General features: G+C 63.1%; 12 protein-coding genes. 5 read left to right on the top strand and 7 right to left on the bottom strand.

Annotation, left to right across the window (positions count from 1 at the left end; translation table 11 throughout):
* Window positions 1-7: 7 nt before the first annotated feature.
* On the bottom strand, window positions 8-3,001 hold the full coding sequence (locus tag GA566_RS07775; protein WP_160472384.1) for a metallophosphoesterase: 2,994 nt from the start codon (window positions 2,999-3,001) through the stop codon (window positions 8-10).
* A gap of 415 nt (window positions 3,002-3,416) precedes the next feature.
* Here GA566_RS07775 and GA566_RS07780 point away from each other — a divergent pair, with 415 nt between their 5' ends.
* Window positions 3,417-3,851: a nuclear transport factor 2 family protein gene (locus GA566_RS07780; RefSeq protein WP_160472386.1), complete on the top strand. Its 435-nt coding sequence runs from the start codon at window positions 3,417-3,419 to the stop codon at window positions 3,849-3,851.
* 22 nt (window positions 3,852-3,873) lie between these two features.
* Here GA566_RS07780 and GA566_RS07785 read toward each other — a convergent pair whose 3' ends face one another.
* From GA566_RS07785 to GA566_RS07795, 3 genes are all read right to left on the bottom strand, one after another.
* The gene (locus tag GA566_RS07785; RefSeq protein WP_160472388.1) at window positions 3,874-4,875 is read right to left on the bottom strand and encodes an aldo/keto reductase; all 1,002 of its coding nucleotides are present in this window, start codon (window positions 4,873-4,875) and stop codon (window positions 3,874-3,876) included.
* A 55-nt stretch (window positions 4,876-4,930) separates the two neighbouring features.
* Window positions 4,931-6,727 carry an FAD-dependent oxidoreductase gene (locus GA566_RS07790; RefSeq protein WP_160472390.1) on the bottom strand — a complete coding sequence of 599 codons (1,797 nt, stop codon included), beginning with the start codon at window positions 6,725-6,727 and terminating at the stop codon, window positions 4,931-4,933.
* Window positions 6,728-6,905: 178 nt separating this feature from the next.
* Window positions 6,906-7,451 carry a GNAT family N-acetyltransferase gene (locus tag GA566_RS07795; RefSeq protein WP_160472391.1) on the bottom strand — a complete coding sequence of 182 codons (546 nt, stop codon included), beginning with the start codon at window positions 7,449-7,451 and terminating at the stop codon, window positions 6,906-6,908.
* A 109-nt stretch (window positions 7,452-7,560) separates the two neighbouring features.
* Between GA566_RS07795 and GA566_RS07800 the strand changes: the two genes are divergently transcribed.
* Entirely contained in the window at window positions 7,561-7,965 is a 405-nt protein-coding gene (locus GA566_RS07800) for a DUF1801 domain-containing protein (protein ID WP_160472393.1), read from the top strand.
* Window positions 7,966-7,976: 11 nt separating this feature from the next.
* Here GA566_RS07800 and GA566_RS07805 read toward each other — a convergent pair whose 3' ends face one another.
* Window positions 7,977-8,414: a DUF2501 domain-containing protein gene (locus GA566_RS07805; RefSeq protein WP_160472394.1), complete on the bottom strand. Its 438-nt coding sequence runs from the start codon at window positions 8,412-8,414 to the stop codon at window positions 7,977-7,979.
* A 295-nt stretch (window positions 8,415-8,709) separates the two neighbouring features.
* On the opposite strand from GA566_RS07805, the gene GA566_RS07810 reads away from it, so the two are divergent.
* Window positions 8,710-10,188 (top strand): SulP family inorganic anion transporter, encoded by a 1,479-nt coding sequence (locus GA566_RS07810; RefSeq protein WP_237380090.1) that lies wholly within the window; start codon window positions 8,710-8,712, stop codon window positions 10,186-10,188.
* A 62-nt stretch (window positions 10,189-10,250) separates the two neighbouring features.
* Here the strand turns inward: GA566_RS07810 and GA566_RS07815 are convergent, their stop codons facing one another.
* Window positions 10,251-11,114: a LysR family transcriptional regulator gene (locus GA566_RS07815; protein WP_137924764.1), complete on the bottom strand. Its 864-nt coding sequence runs from the start codon at window positions 11,112-11,114 to the stop codon at window positions 10,251-10,253.
* A gap of 144 nt (window positions 11,115-11,258) precedes the next feature.
* Here GA566_RS07815 and GA566_RS07820 point away from each other — a divergent pair, with 144 nt between their 5' ends.
* Window positions 11,259-12,473 carry a CaiB/BaiF CoA-transferase family protein gene (locus tag GA566_RS07820; protein ID WP_160472396.1) on the top strand — a complete coding sequence of 405 codons (1,215 nt, stop codon included), beginning with the start codon at window positions 11,259-11,261 and terminating at the stop codon, window positions 12,471-12,473.
* Between the two features lie 65 nt (window positions 12,474-12,538).
* Window positions 12,539-13,534 carry a tripartite tricarboxylate transporter substrate binding protein gene (locus tag GA566_RS07825; protein WP_137924747.1) on the top strand — a complete coding sequence of 332 codons (996 nt, stop codon included), beginning with the start codon at window positions 12,539-12,541 and terminating at the stop codon, window positions 13,532-13,534.
* A gap of 30 nt (window positions 13,535-13,564) precedes the next feature.
* Here the strand turns inward: GA566_RS07825 and poxB are convergent, their stop codons facing one another.
* Window positions 13,565-15,298: a ubiquinone-dependent pyruvate dehydrogenase gene (gene poxB, locus GA566_RS07830; RefSeq protein ID WP_160472397.1), complete on the bottom strand. Its 1,734-nt coding sequence runs from the start codon at window positions 15,296-15,298 to the stop codon at window positions 13,565-13,567.
* Window positions 15,299-15,313 lie beyond the last annotated feature (15 nt).

Consider the following 15,313-nt stretch of genomic DNA (forward strand, 5'->3'; position numbering starts at 1 on the left):
CTGGTCATTAGCGATCAACTTTTGTCGCGCTTCGCCGATCGGGGTAGCGGCCCTCAAACGTCTTCGTCAGCCACGTCCAATCGGGCACTTCCCCGTGCTCGCCCGGCCGGCGGCGCAGCGTGGGCATGAGTCCGCTACCCGTAGGTCGTAAAAGGAAATCTACCGGAAAGAACCAAGGATCGAGCTTGAAATGAGCCGATGGGAAGCCCATTGGTGCTCTGAGTCCAACCTCACAAAACCAGCGGGTCGCGTCGCTTTTCCTGAGGCGAGAAATAACCTCCTGCTGCGCGACAGGGATTTTCATCAGGTAAATTCCACTCTGGGGCGCCGCATTGAATGTTTCATGTGGAGAACCCTTGGCCATCTTTCGAAACTCGAGTTCCGTCTCGAACTGTAACCAGGTGGCATCGGTCTTACCCGGAGGCTTGTCGAATCCCCACAACCGCACCGATTCAATGCACGCGAGCTTGTGCGTTTTCGGCCCTACGATCATGAAGAAGTCCTTGCCCCTGGCACGTTCCCACGCAATCACCCGCTCAACCTTGCTGATTTGCATGTAGTCGAGTGCCACCGCGAGTCGTGGTTGCGCGCCGCCTTGCGTGTGGGCAATTTGACGGAAGGGGGCTTGCGCCGTGCTGTCGTAGAGCGTCCCTGACGGCGGCGTCAAGGTCCAGCCGCCAAATTCATGGTTCAGATTCTGGACGCCGATAGGTCCGCCGCAAGAACTCACAATGAATCTTGTGCGTCCTGCCATCTGTTTATTGTCCGGATGTGTAGTCTGCAATCCCGGGTCGAACGCGCTCACGATGTGCACGGTATCCGCCGATTGCGTAACGGAATAGACACCGGCCCGGTGCGAGTGACCACTGAAGTGAAGAGCGACGCCGCCCGTCCGGGTCTGGTTGACGCAGTTCTCGAAGAACCAGAGCTGGTTACGCTCGCAGGTACCCATGTTGTTGAAGTTCCACCCACCGCTGTTTTCGCCCCATTTGGTCAGCCGGCCCAGGGTCGCCGACGGCTTGATTTGACGGTCCGGGTCGGAGAACGCCACACTGAGGTCATAGTTGATGAACGTGAAGTGAGAAAAGACGAGGGTCTGTGCGGCGTACTTGGCCTTGGCCAGACGCTGGGACTGATCGAGCAATGCACGCTGGGCGTCGCTAATCGCTTGCGTGGCCCGTGGCAGAATCCCACTGCCTTGCTTGTCGGCCCGCAACGGCACAACGCCGGATAGATTGACGAATTCCTCGCCAGATCCCCAGTCCAGGCCGACCATGCACTGATTGCCGTAGATGTGGCGCCAATCGGAAAGGGGGGTGAACAAGGTGAAGAACCAGTCGTATTGCCCTGGATCGTAGTTTTTTGCGGTGAGTACCTGACCGTAAGTGGGACCATAAGCGAGACATGCCTCGTAGATGGTGAGGTTATGGTCTGCTGCGATGCCATCATTGGCCTTCTGTTCGGAAAATTCGCTAGCCCTTTCGGGATCTGCATAAACTCCGGAGGGACCATTGATAACGTCGACATCCTTGCCCGCGGCGATCAGTGCCTTGTATTGGGCAGCCGCGCCGGCAAGCCCGGCAGCATCAAGGTTGACAGGTCGGAGGCCGTGTGGAGCGTTGTCAAACGCGCCGGCGTTTTCCAAGACACCGGAAGCCAGCACCCATGCATTCTGTCTCGGAGAAATGCCATACGGAACCTGGTAGGCTTCGTGATTGCCTGTGGTCAGAAACACTGGCATGTTCAATTCCCGGTACGCGTGTCGCAGCAGGGAAAAGACCAGCATGTCATCGAGCCCACGCTTGTATAGCGAACGGTCACGGACTTTGTTCAGGACGTTGAATGCCTTCCACTGATCAACAATGCTGTTCGGTGCTACGGCGTCAGGATCGATGTTGCGGTTGAAGTCCAGAAGGTCGCCCGTGATGACCAACGCATCAGCCCTGGGAACATCGTCGCCACCTTTTGCGAATTGCTCGACCAAGCCATGGAGGGCGATGAAGCTGTTGCACAGGTTGGCGGCCGGAGGCATGGAGGGCGATCCTGGTGCCGGTTGGCCACCCGGCAACTCAAGCAGATAGGCAGGGGACTTGGCCAGCGCCGTTTGCCTGACGTTCACATGGACATCGGAAAGGTGGCCGATCTTCAGGGCGGGCGCCTTTCCGCGAACCACCGGGTGCCATGCCATGAGTCGATGTGTGGTGTCGGCCTTTTGCGGGGGCATCGCCATTGCTGACGGCGGTTTCGTCAGATCGAATTCATACAGCCGTTCATAGTGACTCTGCTGTTGATCGGCCACCTGCTTGTCGAGGAACTCCAGGATGACCTGATCCTGATATTCCCACGCGCCGACCCCCTTGAGCTCGGGGCGCGCCGCGAACGTCTCCGGAACAGGAACCATCCAGGCAAACGTGTGCATGCTGTCCAGGCTAATCCCAGGGGGAAGCTTCGCGAGATCGATCTCGATCTCGTAAATGTGAGTCAGGCCGGCATACATCCTGGCAGTCGAATGGCGGACAATTGCAACCGGTTCACCAAGGCGGTTGATCATGATGCCGCCACGGAATCGGCCCACTTGCCAGACGTCTACAGCCTCCATGGCTCTGGACGCGGCCTTGCCGTCGGCGAAGAGCATGGTGTCCTTGGGTTCCCTTTCCTTGCTCTTTTCCTTGATCGGATAGAGGCGAAGGTGACGATCGACAAAGACAGCACCTCGCATGGTCTCCTTGACAAGGTTCCCGAAATGCCAGGTTGGCTGAAGTTCGCGCGGTGGAACTACACCGAAGTAACGTTCCGCATTGGATTCCGCCGCGATGAACAAGCTGCACTTGTTCTGGCCCGGGGACAGGATCAAAGGGGTGCCCAGATTGGGGTACAGGATGATGGCCCTGATAGGCGCCTTGTCCTCGCAGTCGACGCAGCCCAGGATTGCGGGTTCATGGCTTTCTGTCGTTGCTGCGATGCGGACCTTCTCGGCGATGGTGCGATCTGCTGTGCTCATGATGCGGTCTTCGAAATCAAGGCGTTGGCAGATTGCCTCCGCTTTCTGAGGAGTTGCTGTAGTCCATGCGGACAGTAGTCGAGAATTATGACGACTAGAAAAGCGATTAAATATGTACGTGAATATTTTTACCGAAATGAAGACAATGATTTCATATCGATTTAAAGAAATATCTATTGATTAAATGAAATTACCGATGCGGCAAGGGGATTCGTGGAGGTCTGCGGTCAGCGGGTATCGCAGGAAAGGCGTCGTCCGATGCGGGATCAGATGAGCTGGGTAGTATTCAGGCGCTCGTTGGCCCAACCGACTGGCGGTTTCGCCAAGAACCGGCTACCATCGACGTTATGCAACCAGTTGCATATGTAAGGCTGCATGAGCCATCGCAAAAGAAGTCAACATCAAGGAGACACGCATGCATGTACCTGGCCTGATTCCCGCCGCGCAATCGACGCTTGCCGTGTGGCATGACCTGCTCAAGCGCAATGCCATGGAGGAACTGGACCCGCTGCTCTCGGACAGGATCGTGTTCCGCTCGCCGGTGGCGCATACGGCCTATCCGGGGCGCGAAGCCATCAAGCTGGTGCTGAAGACCGTGAACACCGTGTTCCGCGATTTCACGTATCACCGCATGTTTGCCACCGAGGACGGCAAGAGCCTTGTGCTGGAGTTCAGTGCCACCATCGATGGCAAGGCAATGAAGGGCATCGACATGCTGCGTTTCGACGATGCCGGCAAGATCGAGGAATTCGAGGTGATGGTGCGGCCGATGTCCGGCCTGCACGCACTGGCCGAGGCCATGGGTGCGAAGCTGAGCGGTCAGCAGGCCGTGCTGAAAGGGCAGGGCTGACCGGGCAGAAGTTGGCCAGCATCTAGTCGAGCAGCATCGTCACGGGCACCGTGGCCGCCACGCTCAGTGCGGTGGCCAGCGCGTTGCGGGCGCGGTCGCGGGAGCAGTCCGGCGGGCATACGGCCTGGAGGATGGCCGGCGCGATCCAGTGGCCGCGTTCGCCCAGCGCCTCGAACTGGCTGACCAGCGCCAGGTTCTGCCGCAGATGCGCCTCGGTGAACATGGATGTGACGACCATGCCGGTTCGCCCGGCGTGACTCAGTGCGAAATACATGGCCAGCGTGCTGTCATCCACCGGCGTCAGGCCGAGTGTCTGCAGCACGTGATAGATAGGCGGGCGCATGACCGCTCCTTGGACGGCGCCGCCTCCGCCGCCGAACGGCCGCGCCAGGAATACCGGGCGGCCGGCGGCGTCGGGGGCCTTGCATAGCGCGTCGAGCACGTTCAGGTTGCCTTCATAGAGCAGCGCCTGGGCATGCGCCGCAGCGGGGCTCGACAGTACCGGATGATGATCCGTGGCGATGCCCCAGCGGTCGATCTTGCCCGCGCAGCATGCGTCTTCCAGGAATCGCAGCAATTCATCGGTCAGGTCCGCCTCGGCTGGATCATGGACGAGATAGTTGTCGACGCGTTCCACGCCGAGGTCGCGCAATGACGTATCCAGGCATGCGCGGGCATAGGCCGGCGAATAGTCGCGATGCGCCAGCATCTTGCGCGCCGCGACCCGCGCCAGCCGGCGGCCTCCGGGCAGGTGCGACAACACGGTACGCGCGGCGGACTTGGCAAGGCCCAGCCCCGATGCATTGCGAGGCGGCACGATGCCGAACTTCGTCGTGATGGTCACGGCATCGTGCTTGCCGCGCAGGAACCTGCCCAGCAGCATCTCCGCTTCCCCGAATCCGTAAGAACGCGCCACATCGAAATGGGTGATGCCGTTATCGAACGCCAGTTCCAGAGCGCGCAGTGCTTGCGCGCGGCCAACCCGACCGAGCATGGCGCCGCATCCGAATCCCAACCGGCTCATGCAGGGCTCCTCGGTGAACGGTTGTCAGGCCCGGATCGCAAGGGTGGCTTGGCGGTCATGTCGCAATTCCTCCGGCTGCGCGCGCAGCCATGGGCACATCGGCAATCGTTTCTGGCACTGCGGGGGTGGCAGCAAGGGTGTTGATGTCGTACAGCGTGCCGCCGCCGCGCAACTGCGCCCCGAGGTGGTGGGCCAGTCGGGCGGAAAGCGCCAGGATGGTCAGGGTGGGATTGGCCTGCCCCGATGACGGGAACACGGCGCTGCTGGCCACGTGCAGGTTGCGCGTGCCGAAGACGCGGCAATTGGTATCCACCACGCCGCCGCGCCAGTCGAACGCCATGCGCGCGGTGCCGATCTGGTGAAAGCCATCCGACGCATGCGCCATGACGTGATCCACGCGCTCGGCTTCCGGCATCCAGAAATCCAGTTGCCCGGCGCCGGTTTCGCGCAGGTGCCGGTCCAGCAGTTGATGGGTGCGCACCACCGATTCGGCATCGGCCTGCTGGTAGCGCAGGTCGATTCGGAGCCGGCGCAGGCCGTGCCGATCCGTGGCATCGGCCAGCGTCACGCGGCTGTCGGCATGCGGTAACTGCTCGGCGTGATAGTGCAGTGCGTAGACATTGTTCGGGCTGCGCAGGAAGAAGCCGGGCAGCCGGGGCCGCGCCAGATAGCGTCGATAGATAAAGGGCGGCACGAAACCCGCGATCTGTGGCAGGGCACGCAGCACGTTGCCCCAGTGCGCGCCGAGCCCGCCGCGTGCGCTGGCGGCGGTCACGGCCTTGGCGATGGCTGGCGCCGTCAGCATCCGGTTCAGCCCGGGCGTGCGCAGCGCGAGGTAGGCCAGCGACAGCACGCCGTTTCCGTGCGCGGGATCTGCCGGTGGATGGTTGTCGAGCCACATCGCGGTGTTGAGCAGCCGCTCGCGATGCTGCACCTCGGCCGGCACGGTCAGTCGGCGCCGCGCATAGAAGCCGTCGCGATCGCGCTCGAAGTGGTAGACCGTGCGCCTGGGGTCGGCATGAAACCGCACGCTGGCGATCTTGCCGGAAATATGGCCCATGTAGTGTCGGCCCAGCATGTCGCTGCGATTGCCGAGCCGGTTGTCGCATCGCGTGTTGGCGTCCAGCAGCAGTTGGGTCACGCCCAGTCCGCCGCAGGCCAGCACGAAGCGGTCGGCACGGATGCGCAGCAGCCCATGTTCCGCGCCGCCCTGGGCCACCACGACGCTGCGCACTTCCTCGGTATCGGGATCGAGATCAATGTCGATGCACGTCGCGTCGAGCAGCAGCCGGACGTTGGGATGGTCGCGCAGGGTTTCGGCGTAGCGGCGCGCAAATACGGGCTCACCGGCCCAACGCTCCAGATCGGTGGCAATCACGTCGCCAGCGCGGAAGGAGCCGGTCAGCGGCTGCCGGGCCGTCGCCGCGTCCATCACGTCCATCTCCCCGAGCGTGAAGCTCGGCTGGCCGCAGTTGGCGTACTCGCACGCTGCGCGATACCACGGCGCCACGTCTTCATAGGCAATCGGCCAGGCCGCGCCCGGTGCATGGTCACGGGGCGCAAAATCCACCGGATCGAACGGGATGCAGCGGCCCCCCCACAGCCAGGAAGTGCCGCCCAGCGCCTGTCCCACGGCATCGGCCATTGGCGCGTGGCGCAGACCATCGACGATTTCCGCATCGCTCGCGGCTTGCTTGTCTGGCTGCAACGCATCTCCGCCGCCCTCAACGAGGATGACGTCGATACCTTGCTTGGCCAGTTCAAGCGTGCACGCGATACCGGCGGGTCCGGACCCGATCACGCAGACACGCGTCTGCATTGTCGCGGCCGGCGACGAGGTGGTCAGTGCCATGGGAGCCTCTCCGGTTTCGCCGTCGGTGTGGCGTCTTGTCTACGGGCGTCTGTCGTTGGCGTCATGCGGATGGTCCGCAGGGCGTGCCCGCGGACCTGTCCGGAACTCAATGTACGGGCGCGCACGGGTGCGCTTCCGTACGGTTGCCCACACGGATGGATCAGATAGGTCAGAGACTTCAGGAGCGGGGGAGGGCCTGCAACGCCAGCGTGACGATGCGCACGGTGGGATCGTCCGGACACGGCGCATCGGAGAAACCGAGCCGATGCGCCAGGCCGCGCATCGGGCGGTTCGTGGCCAGGACATAGCCTTCCATCGTCCGGATGTCGGTCGTGCGGGCATGCCCGATCAGCGTCTGCAACAAGAGCCGCGCCAGTCCTTGCCCCTGCCAGGCGTCCAGCAGGGTGATGGCAAACTCGCAGGCGCCACGGTCGGGGATTTCCACATAGCGGGCGCCGCCGATCAGGCCCTCGCCGGGAACGGCCATGGCCACGAGTGCGAAGTCGTGGCCCGGCTCCGAGTGCACGGCATCGTCAAGCAGGGCATCGGGCAGTGTCTTCATCAGACCCATGAAGCGCGTATAACGCGACGCGTCGGAGAGATGCGTGAAGGCTTCGATCACCCCGGCGCGGTCAGCCTCGCAGATCTCGCGCAGCAGCACGGCCCGGCCGCCTCGGAGGGTGGTTTGCAGGGGCAGCACAACAGGAGAGGCGATCTCGGACATGGGGGGCCTGAAGGTGGGGACGGGTGCTGTCATGGTAGGACAGCCGATAGATGCCGTGGCACTATCCTCACGCACACGCAGCCCCCCGCGATAACGACAAGGAGACCCGATGACCAAGGATTCCGATGTATCCGATGTGTCCGCACAGATCGACGAGAAGATTGCCTCGCTGGACGACTGGCGGGGCGAGACCCTCGCGCGGGTCCGCAAGATCGTCCGTGCCGCCGATTCGGGGATCATCGAGGAACTGAAATGGCGCGGCGTGCCGACCTGGTCACATCACGGCATCCTCTGCACGGGCGAGACCTACAAGAGCGCGGTGAAGATGACGTTCGCCAAGGGGGCGTCGCTACCCGATCCGGCCGGCCTGTTCAATGCCAGCCTTGAGGGCAACACCCGTCGCGCCATCGACTTCCATGAGGGCGACAAGATCGATGCCAAGGTGGAAAAGGCGCTCACGGCACTGATCCGGGCGGCCGTGGCGCTCAATACGGAGAAGAAACCGCGTGGCTGAGAGATTGCGGCTCAGAACATCGACTTGCCCTGCGCCAGGATTTTCTCGCAGACCTGTTTCGTCACTTCGGCCTTGAGCCCGCCGCCGCTCAGATCGAGTTTGCTGCCGCTGCTGGTGGACAGCATGCCTTTCGCGCCTTCGCCATAGCCGGCGTCCTTGGTCCCGCCCGACGTCGATCCGAGCAGCTTGTCCTTGACCGCCGATGTGGCGGAATCGGCGTTCAGGTAGTTGTTCTTCACGCAGTACTCGATCACGCCTGCGGCATTGCCGGCCGTGCCCGCGCTGACCGACGACGGTGCGAGGCTGCCTAGCGTACCCAGGGCACCGGTGGCGCTCTGCCCAGAAGTGCCGCCGGGGGCGGATTTCATGAGATCGCCGAGCTGGGCGTGGGCGAGGGGGGTGACGAGGAGGGCGAAAGCAAGAACGGTAGCGGTGCGAAATGCTGCCATGGGGAGACTCCTTAACGCGGGGACGGGGTTTTTTACTATATGCGGTTTGGGCGATCCTCTCGGGTTTTGGCTCCCCTCTCCCGCATGGCGGGAGAGGGGTTGGGGGTGAGGGCCAGCGGTGCAATCACCAACAAATCGCAATTTGAACCTCATGCCCTCACCCCCGCCCCTCTCCCACTTCGCGGGAGAGGGGAGAAAACCAGCGGTGAGGAAGCCAACGCAGGTTGCTCAAAACCCCTCAACCCCCTATCATTCCGCGCCTCGCCTAAGTCGCTGTTTCCGCTGGAGTTTTCCCTTGTTCGCCCCCAACACCTTTCGCCAGGACTGGCTCTCCAATATCCGTGGCGACTGTCTCGCTGGCCTTGTCGTGGCGCTGGCGCTGATTCCCGAAGCCCTGGCATTTGCCGTGATCGCCGGTGTGGACCCGCAGGTGGCGCTCTATGCCGCGTTCTCGATTGCCGTGGTGACATCGATTGCGGGCGGTCGGCCCGGCATGATCTCGGCGGCCACCGGGGCGGTGGCGCTGCTGCTGACCTCGCTGGTGAAGGACCATGGCGTGCAATACGTGTTCGCCACGGCGCTGCTGGCTGGCGTGCTGCAGATCGGCGCGGGCTGGCTGAAGCTGGGCGCGCTGATGCGTTTCGTATCGCGCTCGGTGGTGACGGGCTTCGTCAATGCGCTGGCGATCCTGATCTTCCTTGCGCAGTTGCCGGAACTGACGCACGCGCCGGCCGCCGTCTACTGGTTGACCGCAGGCGGGCTGGCCATCCTTTACCTGTTCCCGAGGATTACCAAGGCGATTCCGTCGCCGCTGGTCTGCATCGTCGTGCTGACCGCCATCGCCATCTACCTGGACCTGCCGGTGCGCACCGTCGGCGACATGGGCGCCTTCCCCGAGCATCTGCCCGTGCCAGCCTTGCCCAACGTGCCGCTGACCTGGGAAACCCTGCGCATCATCTTCCCCTATGCGATGGCGGTGGCCGTCGTGGGCCTGCTGGAATCGCTGATGACGGCCGCCATCATCGATGACTTCACCGATACGGGCAGCGACAAGAACCGGGAATGCCGGGGGCAGGGCATTGCCAATATCGTGGCGGGGATACTCGGCGGCCTGCCCGGTTGCGCAATGATCGGGCAATCGATCATCAACGTGAAATCGGGCGGGCGGGGCCGGTTGTCGAGCTTCGTGGCTGGTGCGCTGCTGCTGGTGCTGGTGGTGTTCCTCGGGCCGTGGGTCAAGCAGATCCCGATGGCCGCGCTGGTGGCCGTGATGATCATGGTGTCGATCAGCACGTTCAGTTGGCAGTCGCTGAGGAACTTGCTCACCCATCCGAAAAGCTCGTCGGTGGTGATGCTGGCCACCGTGGCCATCGTGGTGCTGACCCACAACCTGGCACTAGGCGTACTGGTAGGCGTGCTGCTCAGCGCGCTGTTCTTCGCGTCGAAGGTGACCCGTGTACTGCAAGTGACGTCGGAATCCACCGCAGCCGATACGCGCCGCTACTTCGTGCGCGGACAGGTCTTCTTTGCCTCGTCAGAATCGCTGGTCAGCGAGTTCGATTTCAAGGAGCCGGTGCGCCATGTGGTGCTCGATCTCTCGCATGCGCATTTCTGGGACATCACGGCCATCGACGCGCTGGACCGGGTCGTCCACAAGTTCCGCCGCAATGGGGTGGAGGTTGAAGTGTTTGGGCTGAATCGTGCGAGCGTGACGATGGTGGAGAGGTTTGGGACGCATGACAAGGTGGGGGCGACTCGCGAGGCTGGGCACTGATTTGATTCGCTCCCGGTTTTCTCCCCTCTCCCGCGAAGTGGGAGAGGGGAGCAATGCAGCAGTCAGACTAACGCCCCCGCCTTCTCCCTCAAAAACGCAATCAACGTCGTCACTGCCTTTGTCTGATACCGCGCTGGCATATACAGCAGATACATCGTCGTGCGCAGGAATGCCAGTTCCTGCTGCGGTAGAGGCAGGCGGACCAGTGCCCCGGCCTTGATGTCCTGATCCACCATGTAGCGCGGCACCAGCCCCACGCCGAGGCCCTGCAGGATGGTGTCGCGCAGGAAGAAGAAATTGGCCGACACCAGTCGGGGGCGATTGACGCGCAGTTTCTGGCCCGTGAGTTCCGATGTCACCAGTGGCAACGTTGCAAAGCCGGCGAGCGTATCCGGAAGTTCGCCGAGTTCGGCCAGCAGGCCCGGCGTGGCGCAGGCCACGTATTCCACATCGCCAAGGCTGCAGGCCACCGCGTTCGATGGCGTCTCCGCCATCACCCGTACCGAGAAATCCACCGCGCCCTTGATCAGGTCTTCCAGGTCGTTGTCGAAAATCACGTTGAGCGTGATGTCGGGGTAGCGCCGCATGAATTCGATGAACCATGCGGACATCGTGTGTTGCCCAAAGCCGCTCGGCACGCTGAGCCGAACCGTACCGCTGAGTTTCTTTCCCAGGCTTTGCACGGATTCCTGCGCGGCCAGCAACTGGTGCCGGATGGCGCGGCCGTTTTCATAGAGTTGCCAGCCCAGTTCCGTGGGCTCCAGTTGCCGCGTGCTGCGGCGGAGCAGTTCGGCGCCCAGTTGCCGTTCGAAGTGATTGAGCCGCTTGCTGACGTTGGCTCGGCTCATGCCAAGCCGGGCTGCGGCGCGGCTCAGGTTGCCCGCGTCGATGATGTCGACCAGCAGGGACAGTGCGTTCAGGTCCACATTCGGGTCCATTGTCAACCTTTGATATGCAGATATGGTGAAATTCCGTTGCAATTGTCAAGCATCGAGAACATATCCACAATCGTGCTTCACCAGAAACAACCGGACCACTCCCTGGATCCGCGTGGACCGGGGAGACACAGCATGATTTCAACGAACACAGCCGCAGCGCTGCCTCTGGCAGGCGTGCGGGTACTGGACCTTTCGCGCGTACTGGCCGGGCCGATGTGCGCCATGGCGCTGGCCGACCTCGGCGCCGATGTCATCAAGGTGGAGCACCCCTCGCGCGGCGACGATACCCGCGACTGGGGCGTGCGCATCGGATCGCGCAATACCTCGTACTTCAACAGCGCCAACCGCAATAAGCGGGCGATCACGCTGGACCTGCAGAGCGAAGCCGGCGTGAAGCTGGCCCGCGAACTGGCAGCGATCAGCGATGTGGTGATCCAGAATTTCAAGGTGGGCGGCGCCGAGAAACTGGGTCTCGGCTACGAACAGCTCAGCGCCATCAATCCGCGGCTGGTCTATTGCTCGATCTCGGGCTACGCGCGTTTCACGCCGGAAGCCGAGCGTCCGGGCTACGACCTCGTCGTGCAGGGCGAATCGGGCGTGATGGCGACGAACGGTGAAGCCGGGCAGGGTCCGCTGAAATTCGGCGTGGCTGCCGTCGATATGTTCACCGGCATGTACTCGGCGCAGGCCATTCTTGCCGCGCTGTTCGCGCGCCAGTCCACCGGGCAGGGCCGCCACGTGCAGATGGCGCTGTATGACTGCGGGCTGATGATCACCTCGTACTACGGCATGGAAGCGCTGCTCAAGGCCGGCGATCCGCCCAAGTTCGGCAATGCGCATCCGTCGATCGTGCCTTACGGCGTGTTCGAAGCCGCCGATGGTCCGCTGGTCATTACGGTCGGCAACAACGGCCAGTTCGTGCGCTTCTGCCGCGAGGTAATCGGGCGTCCGGAATGGGCCGAGGACGAGCGTTTTGCGACCAACACCGCGCGCTCGGCCAATCGGGAGATCCTGCTGGCCGAGGTACGGCAGGCGCTCGCACAATTCACGCGTGCCGAACTGCTGGAGCGGCTGACCGCCGCGCAGATTCCTTGTGGCGAGGTGCTGGGCCTGATGGAAGCGCTGGAGTCCGAGCGCACCGCGCAGGCCGGGCTGCTGCATCGATTCGACGACAGCGAGGCCGGTCCGCAGGCCGTACTTGCCCCGCCTTACGCGCTCGATGGCCAGCGCATGCCGGTACGCCGTGCGCCCCCGCACCTGGGCGAGCACAACCGCGAGGTGTTCACCGATCTGCTGAAGCTCGATGACGACACCATTGCCGCGCTGCAGGCGCAGGGCGTGATCTGAACACCAGGCATCGAACATCAAGACAACATTCAACGATTTAGATTTCGGAAGCAGGAGACAAGACCATGAGCCAAACCATCACCCGCCGCCACGTACTGAAGGCTGGCGCCGCTGCCGCGCTGGCGGCCGTCATGCCCGCCGCCTTTGCCAAGAGCGAGTGGCCCGACAAGTTCATCAAGATGGTGGTGGCGTTCCCCGCGGGCGGTCCCACGGACACCGCCGCGCGCATCGTCGCGCAGAAGCTGTCGGAGCGGCTCGGGCAACAAGTCATCATCGAGAACAAGCCGGGTGCGTCGGGGTCGATTGGCACGGCCAGCTTCATCAAGAGTCCGGCCGATGGCTACAACCTGTCGATGTTCGGCATGCCCGCGCTGCTGGCGCCGCTGATGTACAAGACCAACGCCTATGACGTGAAGAAGGATTTCACGTCGGTGGCAACTGTCTACGTGCTGCCGATGGCCATCGTCATCAACCCGGCGGTGGTGCCAGGCGTGGAGACGCTGCCCGACCTCATCCGCTTTGCCAAGGCCAGCAAGACGCCGTTGAGCTACACCAGCTCGGGCACCGGCAGCTTTGGCCATCTGGCGATGGAGCAACTCAAGGACCTGGGCCATTTCGACATGCTGCACGTGCCGTATCGCGGCAGTGCGCCGGCCGTGGCCGACTTGCTGGGTGGTCAGGTGGGTGTAATGTTTGCGGACGTGGTGGCAGCGCTGCCGCATATCCGCGCGGGCAAGCTCAAGGCCATCGCGCTGAGTTCGCCGAACGCCAAGGTGCTGCTGGCGAATGTGAAGACGGTGTCCGAGCAGGGCTTTCCGGGCTTCGACTTCGATTCGTGGGGCGGCCTCATTGCGCCGCTGGATACGCCGCAGGCCATCGTGGACCGTATCGCAAAGGAGACACGCGACATCATCGGCAACGACAAGGAACTGCAGCAGAAGCTGGTCACCGCAGGTGCCATCGCCTCGTTCCAGGACGGCAAGCAGATGCAGGCGCGGCTCAACAAGGACTATGACCGCTGGAGCGCCATCGTCAAGGCGAAGGGGATCAGCGCCAACTGATCAGGCATCGATCCCCTTGGTGGAACTGGCCTAGCGCAGCAGGTTCGACTTCGCCAGTTCCAGCAGTTCGTCGCCCCGGCCGTTCATGACGGCCTTGAGCGCCCACAGGCTGAAGCCCTTCACCTGTTCGGCCTTGATGGAAGGGGGCATGGCCAGTTCCTGCGTGTTGGTGACCACGTCCAGCAGGGCGGGGCCGTCGTGGCGCAGGAAGCCCTCGATGGCATCGGGCAGCAGCAGCGGATCATCCACGCGCTGTGCATGCACGCCGATGGCGCGCGCCATGGCCGCGAAATCGGGGTTCTCCAGCCGCGTGCCTTCTTCCAGAAATCCCGACGCCTTCATTTCCAGCGCCACAAAGCCAAGCACGCTGTTGTTGAAGATGATGACCTTTACGGGCAGCCGCTCCTGCACCAGCGTCAGGAAGTCGCCCATCATCATCGCGAAGCCGCCATCGCCAGACAGGCTGATGATCTGGCGACCCGGAAACGCAGCCTGTGCGCCGATGGCCTGCGGCAACGCGTTGGCCATCGAGCCATGCGCCAGCGAGCCGATCATGCGACGGCGGCCATTCATCTTGAGGTAGCGTGCGGCCCAGATCGTTGGCGTGCCCACGTCGAACGTGAAGACGGCATCGTCGGCAGCCATGTCGCTGACCAGCTTTGCCAGGTATTGCGGATGGATGGGCTTTCGGCCGCTGTCACCGGTGGCCAGGTCATCCAGTTGGGCGCGGGCGCGATGGTAGTGCTCCACGCTCTGGTCCAGATGCGCGCGATCCGCTTTCACGGTCAGCAGCGGCTGCAGCGCATCGAGCGTGGCGCCGACATCACCGACCAGCCCGAGATCGAGCCGGGTTCGACGACCGAGGTTCTCGGGGCGGACATCGATCTGAATGACCTTCGCATCGGTCGGATAAAACTGGCGATACGGGAAATCGGTGCCCAGCATCACCAGCGTGTCGCACTGTTCCATCGCGTGATAGCCAGAGCTGAAGCCGATCAGGCCCGTCATGCCCACGTCGTACGGATTGTCGTACTCCACGTGCTCCTTGCCGCCTAGCGCGTGCACCACGGGCGCCTTCAGCGTTTCGGCCAGGCGCAGCACCTGTTCATGGCTGCCAGCGCATCCGCGTCCGCATAGCAGCGTGGTCTTGCTGCCATCGTTGAGCAGCGTGGCGAGCGATTCGAGCGACGCGCGATCCGGCGTGACCACGGGTTGCGAGAAGGTCAGCGAAGCCGGCGAAGAGAGCATCGCCGTGGCCGCCTCGCGTAGCGCCACATCGCCCGGAATGACGATCACGGCCACGCCACGATGACCCACGGCAGCGCGGATGGCGGTCTCCAGCACGCCGGGCAGTTGCTCGACGCTGGTGACCAGTTCGCAATAGTGACTGCACTCGCGGAACAACTGGTCCGGGTGCGTTTCCTGGAAGTAGCCCCGGCCGATTTCGGCACTCGGGATATGGGCAGCGATGGCCAGCACCGGCACGCGCGAGCGGTGGCAGTCGAACAGCCCGTTGATCAGGTGAAGGTTGCCCGGGCCGCAGCTACCGGCGCAGACCGCGAGTTCGCCGGTCAGGTGGGCTTCGGCGCCGGCCGCGAAGGCGGCGGCTTCCTCATGGCGCGTATGAATCCATTCGATGTCACCGCGCACGCGCAGCGATTCAGTCAGCCCGTTGAGGCTGTCGCCCACCACGCCGTAGATCCGGCGGACCCCCACGTTGTATAGCGTTTGGGTGATGAGGTCCGCTGCAATCGTCTTGGCCATGGCGCTGCTCCTTGT

The sequence above is a fragment of the Cupriavidus sp. SW-Y-13 genome, from assembly GCF_009793345.1.
Classification (GTDB): Bacteria; Pseudomonadota; Gammaproteobacteria; order Burkholderiales; family Burkholderiaceae; genus Cupriavidus.

Bases quoted from the DNA above. Each gene is read 5' to 3' on its own strand.
- GA566_RS07775 (WP_160472384.1), bottom strand. From the start codon at position 3,001: ATGAGCACAGCAGATCGCACCATCGCCGAGAAGGTCCGCATCGCAGCA.
- GA566_RS07780 (WP_160472386.1), top strand. From the start codon at position 3,417: ATGCATGTACCTGGCCTGATTCCCGCCGCGCAATCGACGCTTGCCGTG.
- GA566_RS07785 (WP_160472388.1), bottom strand. From the start codon at position 4,875: ATGAGCCGGTTGGGATTCGGATGCGGCGCCATGCTCGGTCGGGTTGGC.
- GA566_RS07790 (WP_160472390.1), bottom strand. From the start codon at position 6,727: ATGGCACTGACCACCTCGTCGCCGGCCGCGACAATGCAGACGCGTGTC.
- GA566_RS07795 (WP_160472391.1), bottom strand. From the start codon at position 7,451: ATGTCCGAGATCGCCTCTCCTGTTGTGCTGCCCCTGCAAACCACCCTC.
- GA566_RS07800 (WP_160472393.1), top strand. From the start codon at position 7,561: ATGACCAAGGATTCCGATGTATCCGATGTGTCCGCACAGATCGACGAG.
- GA566_RS07805 (WP_160472394.1), bottom strand. From the start codon at position 8,414: ATGGCAGCATTTCGCACCGCTACCGTTCTTGCTTTCGCCCTCCTCGTC.
- GA566_RS07820 (WP_160472396.1), top strand. From the start codon at position 11,259: ATGATTTCAACGAACACAGCCGCAGCGCTGCCTCTGGCAGGCGTGCGG.
- GA566_RS07825 (WP_137924747.1), top strand. From the start codon at position 12,539: ATGAGCCAAACCATCACCCGCCGCCACGTACTGAAGGCTGGCGCCGCT.
- poxB (WP_160472397.1), bottom strand. From the start codon at position 15,298: ATGGCCAAGACGATTGCAGCGGACCTCATCACCCAAACGCTATACAAC.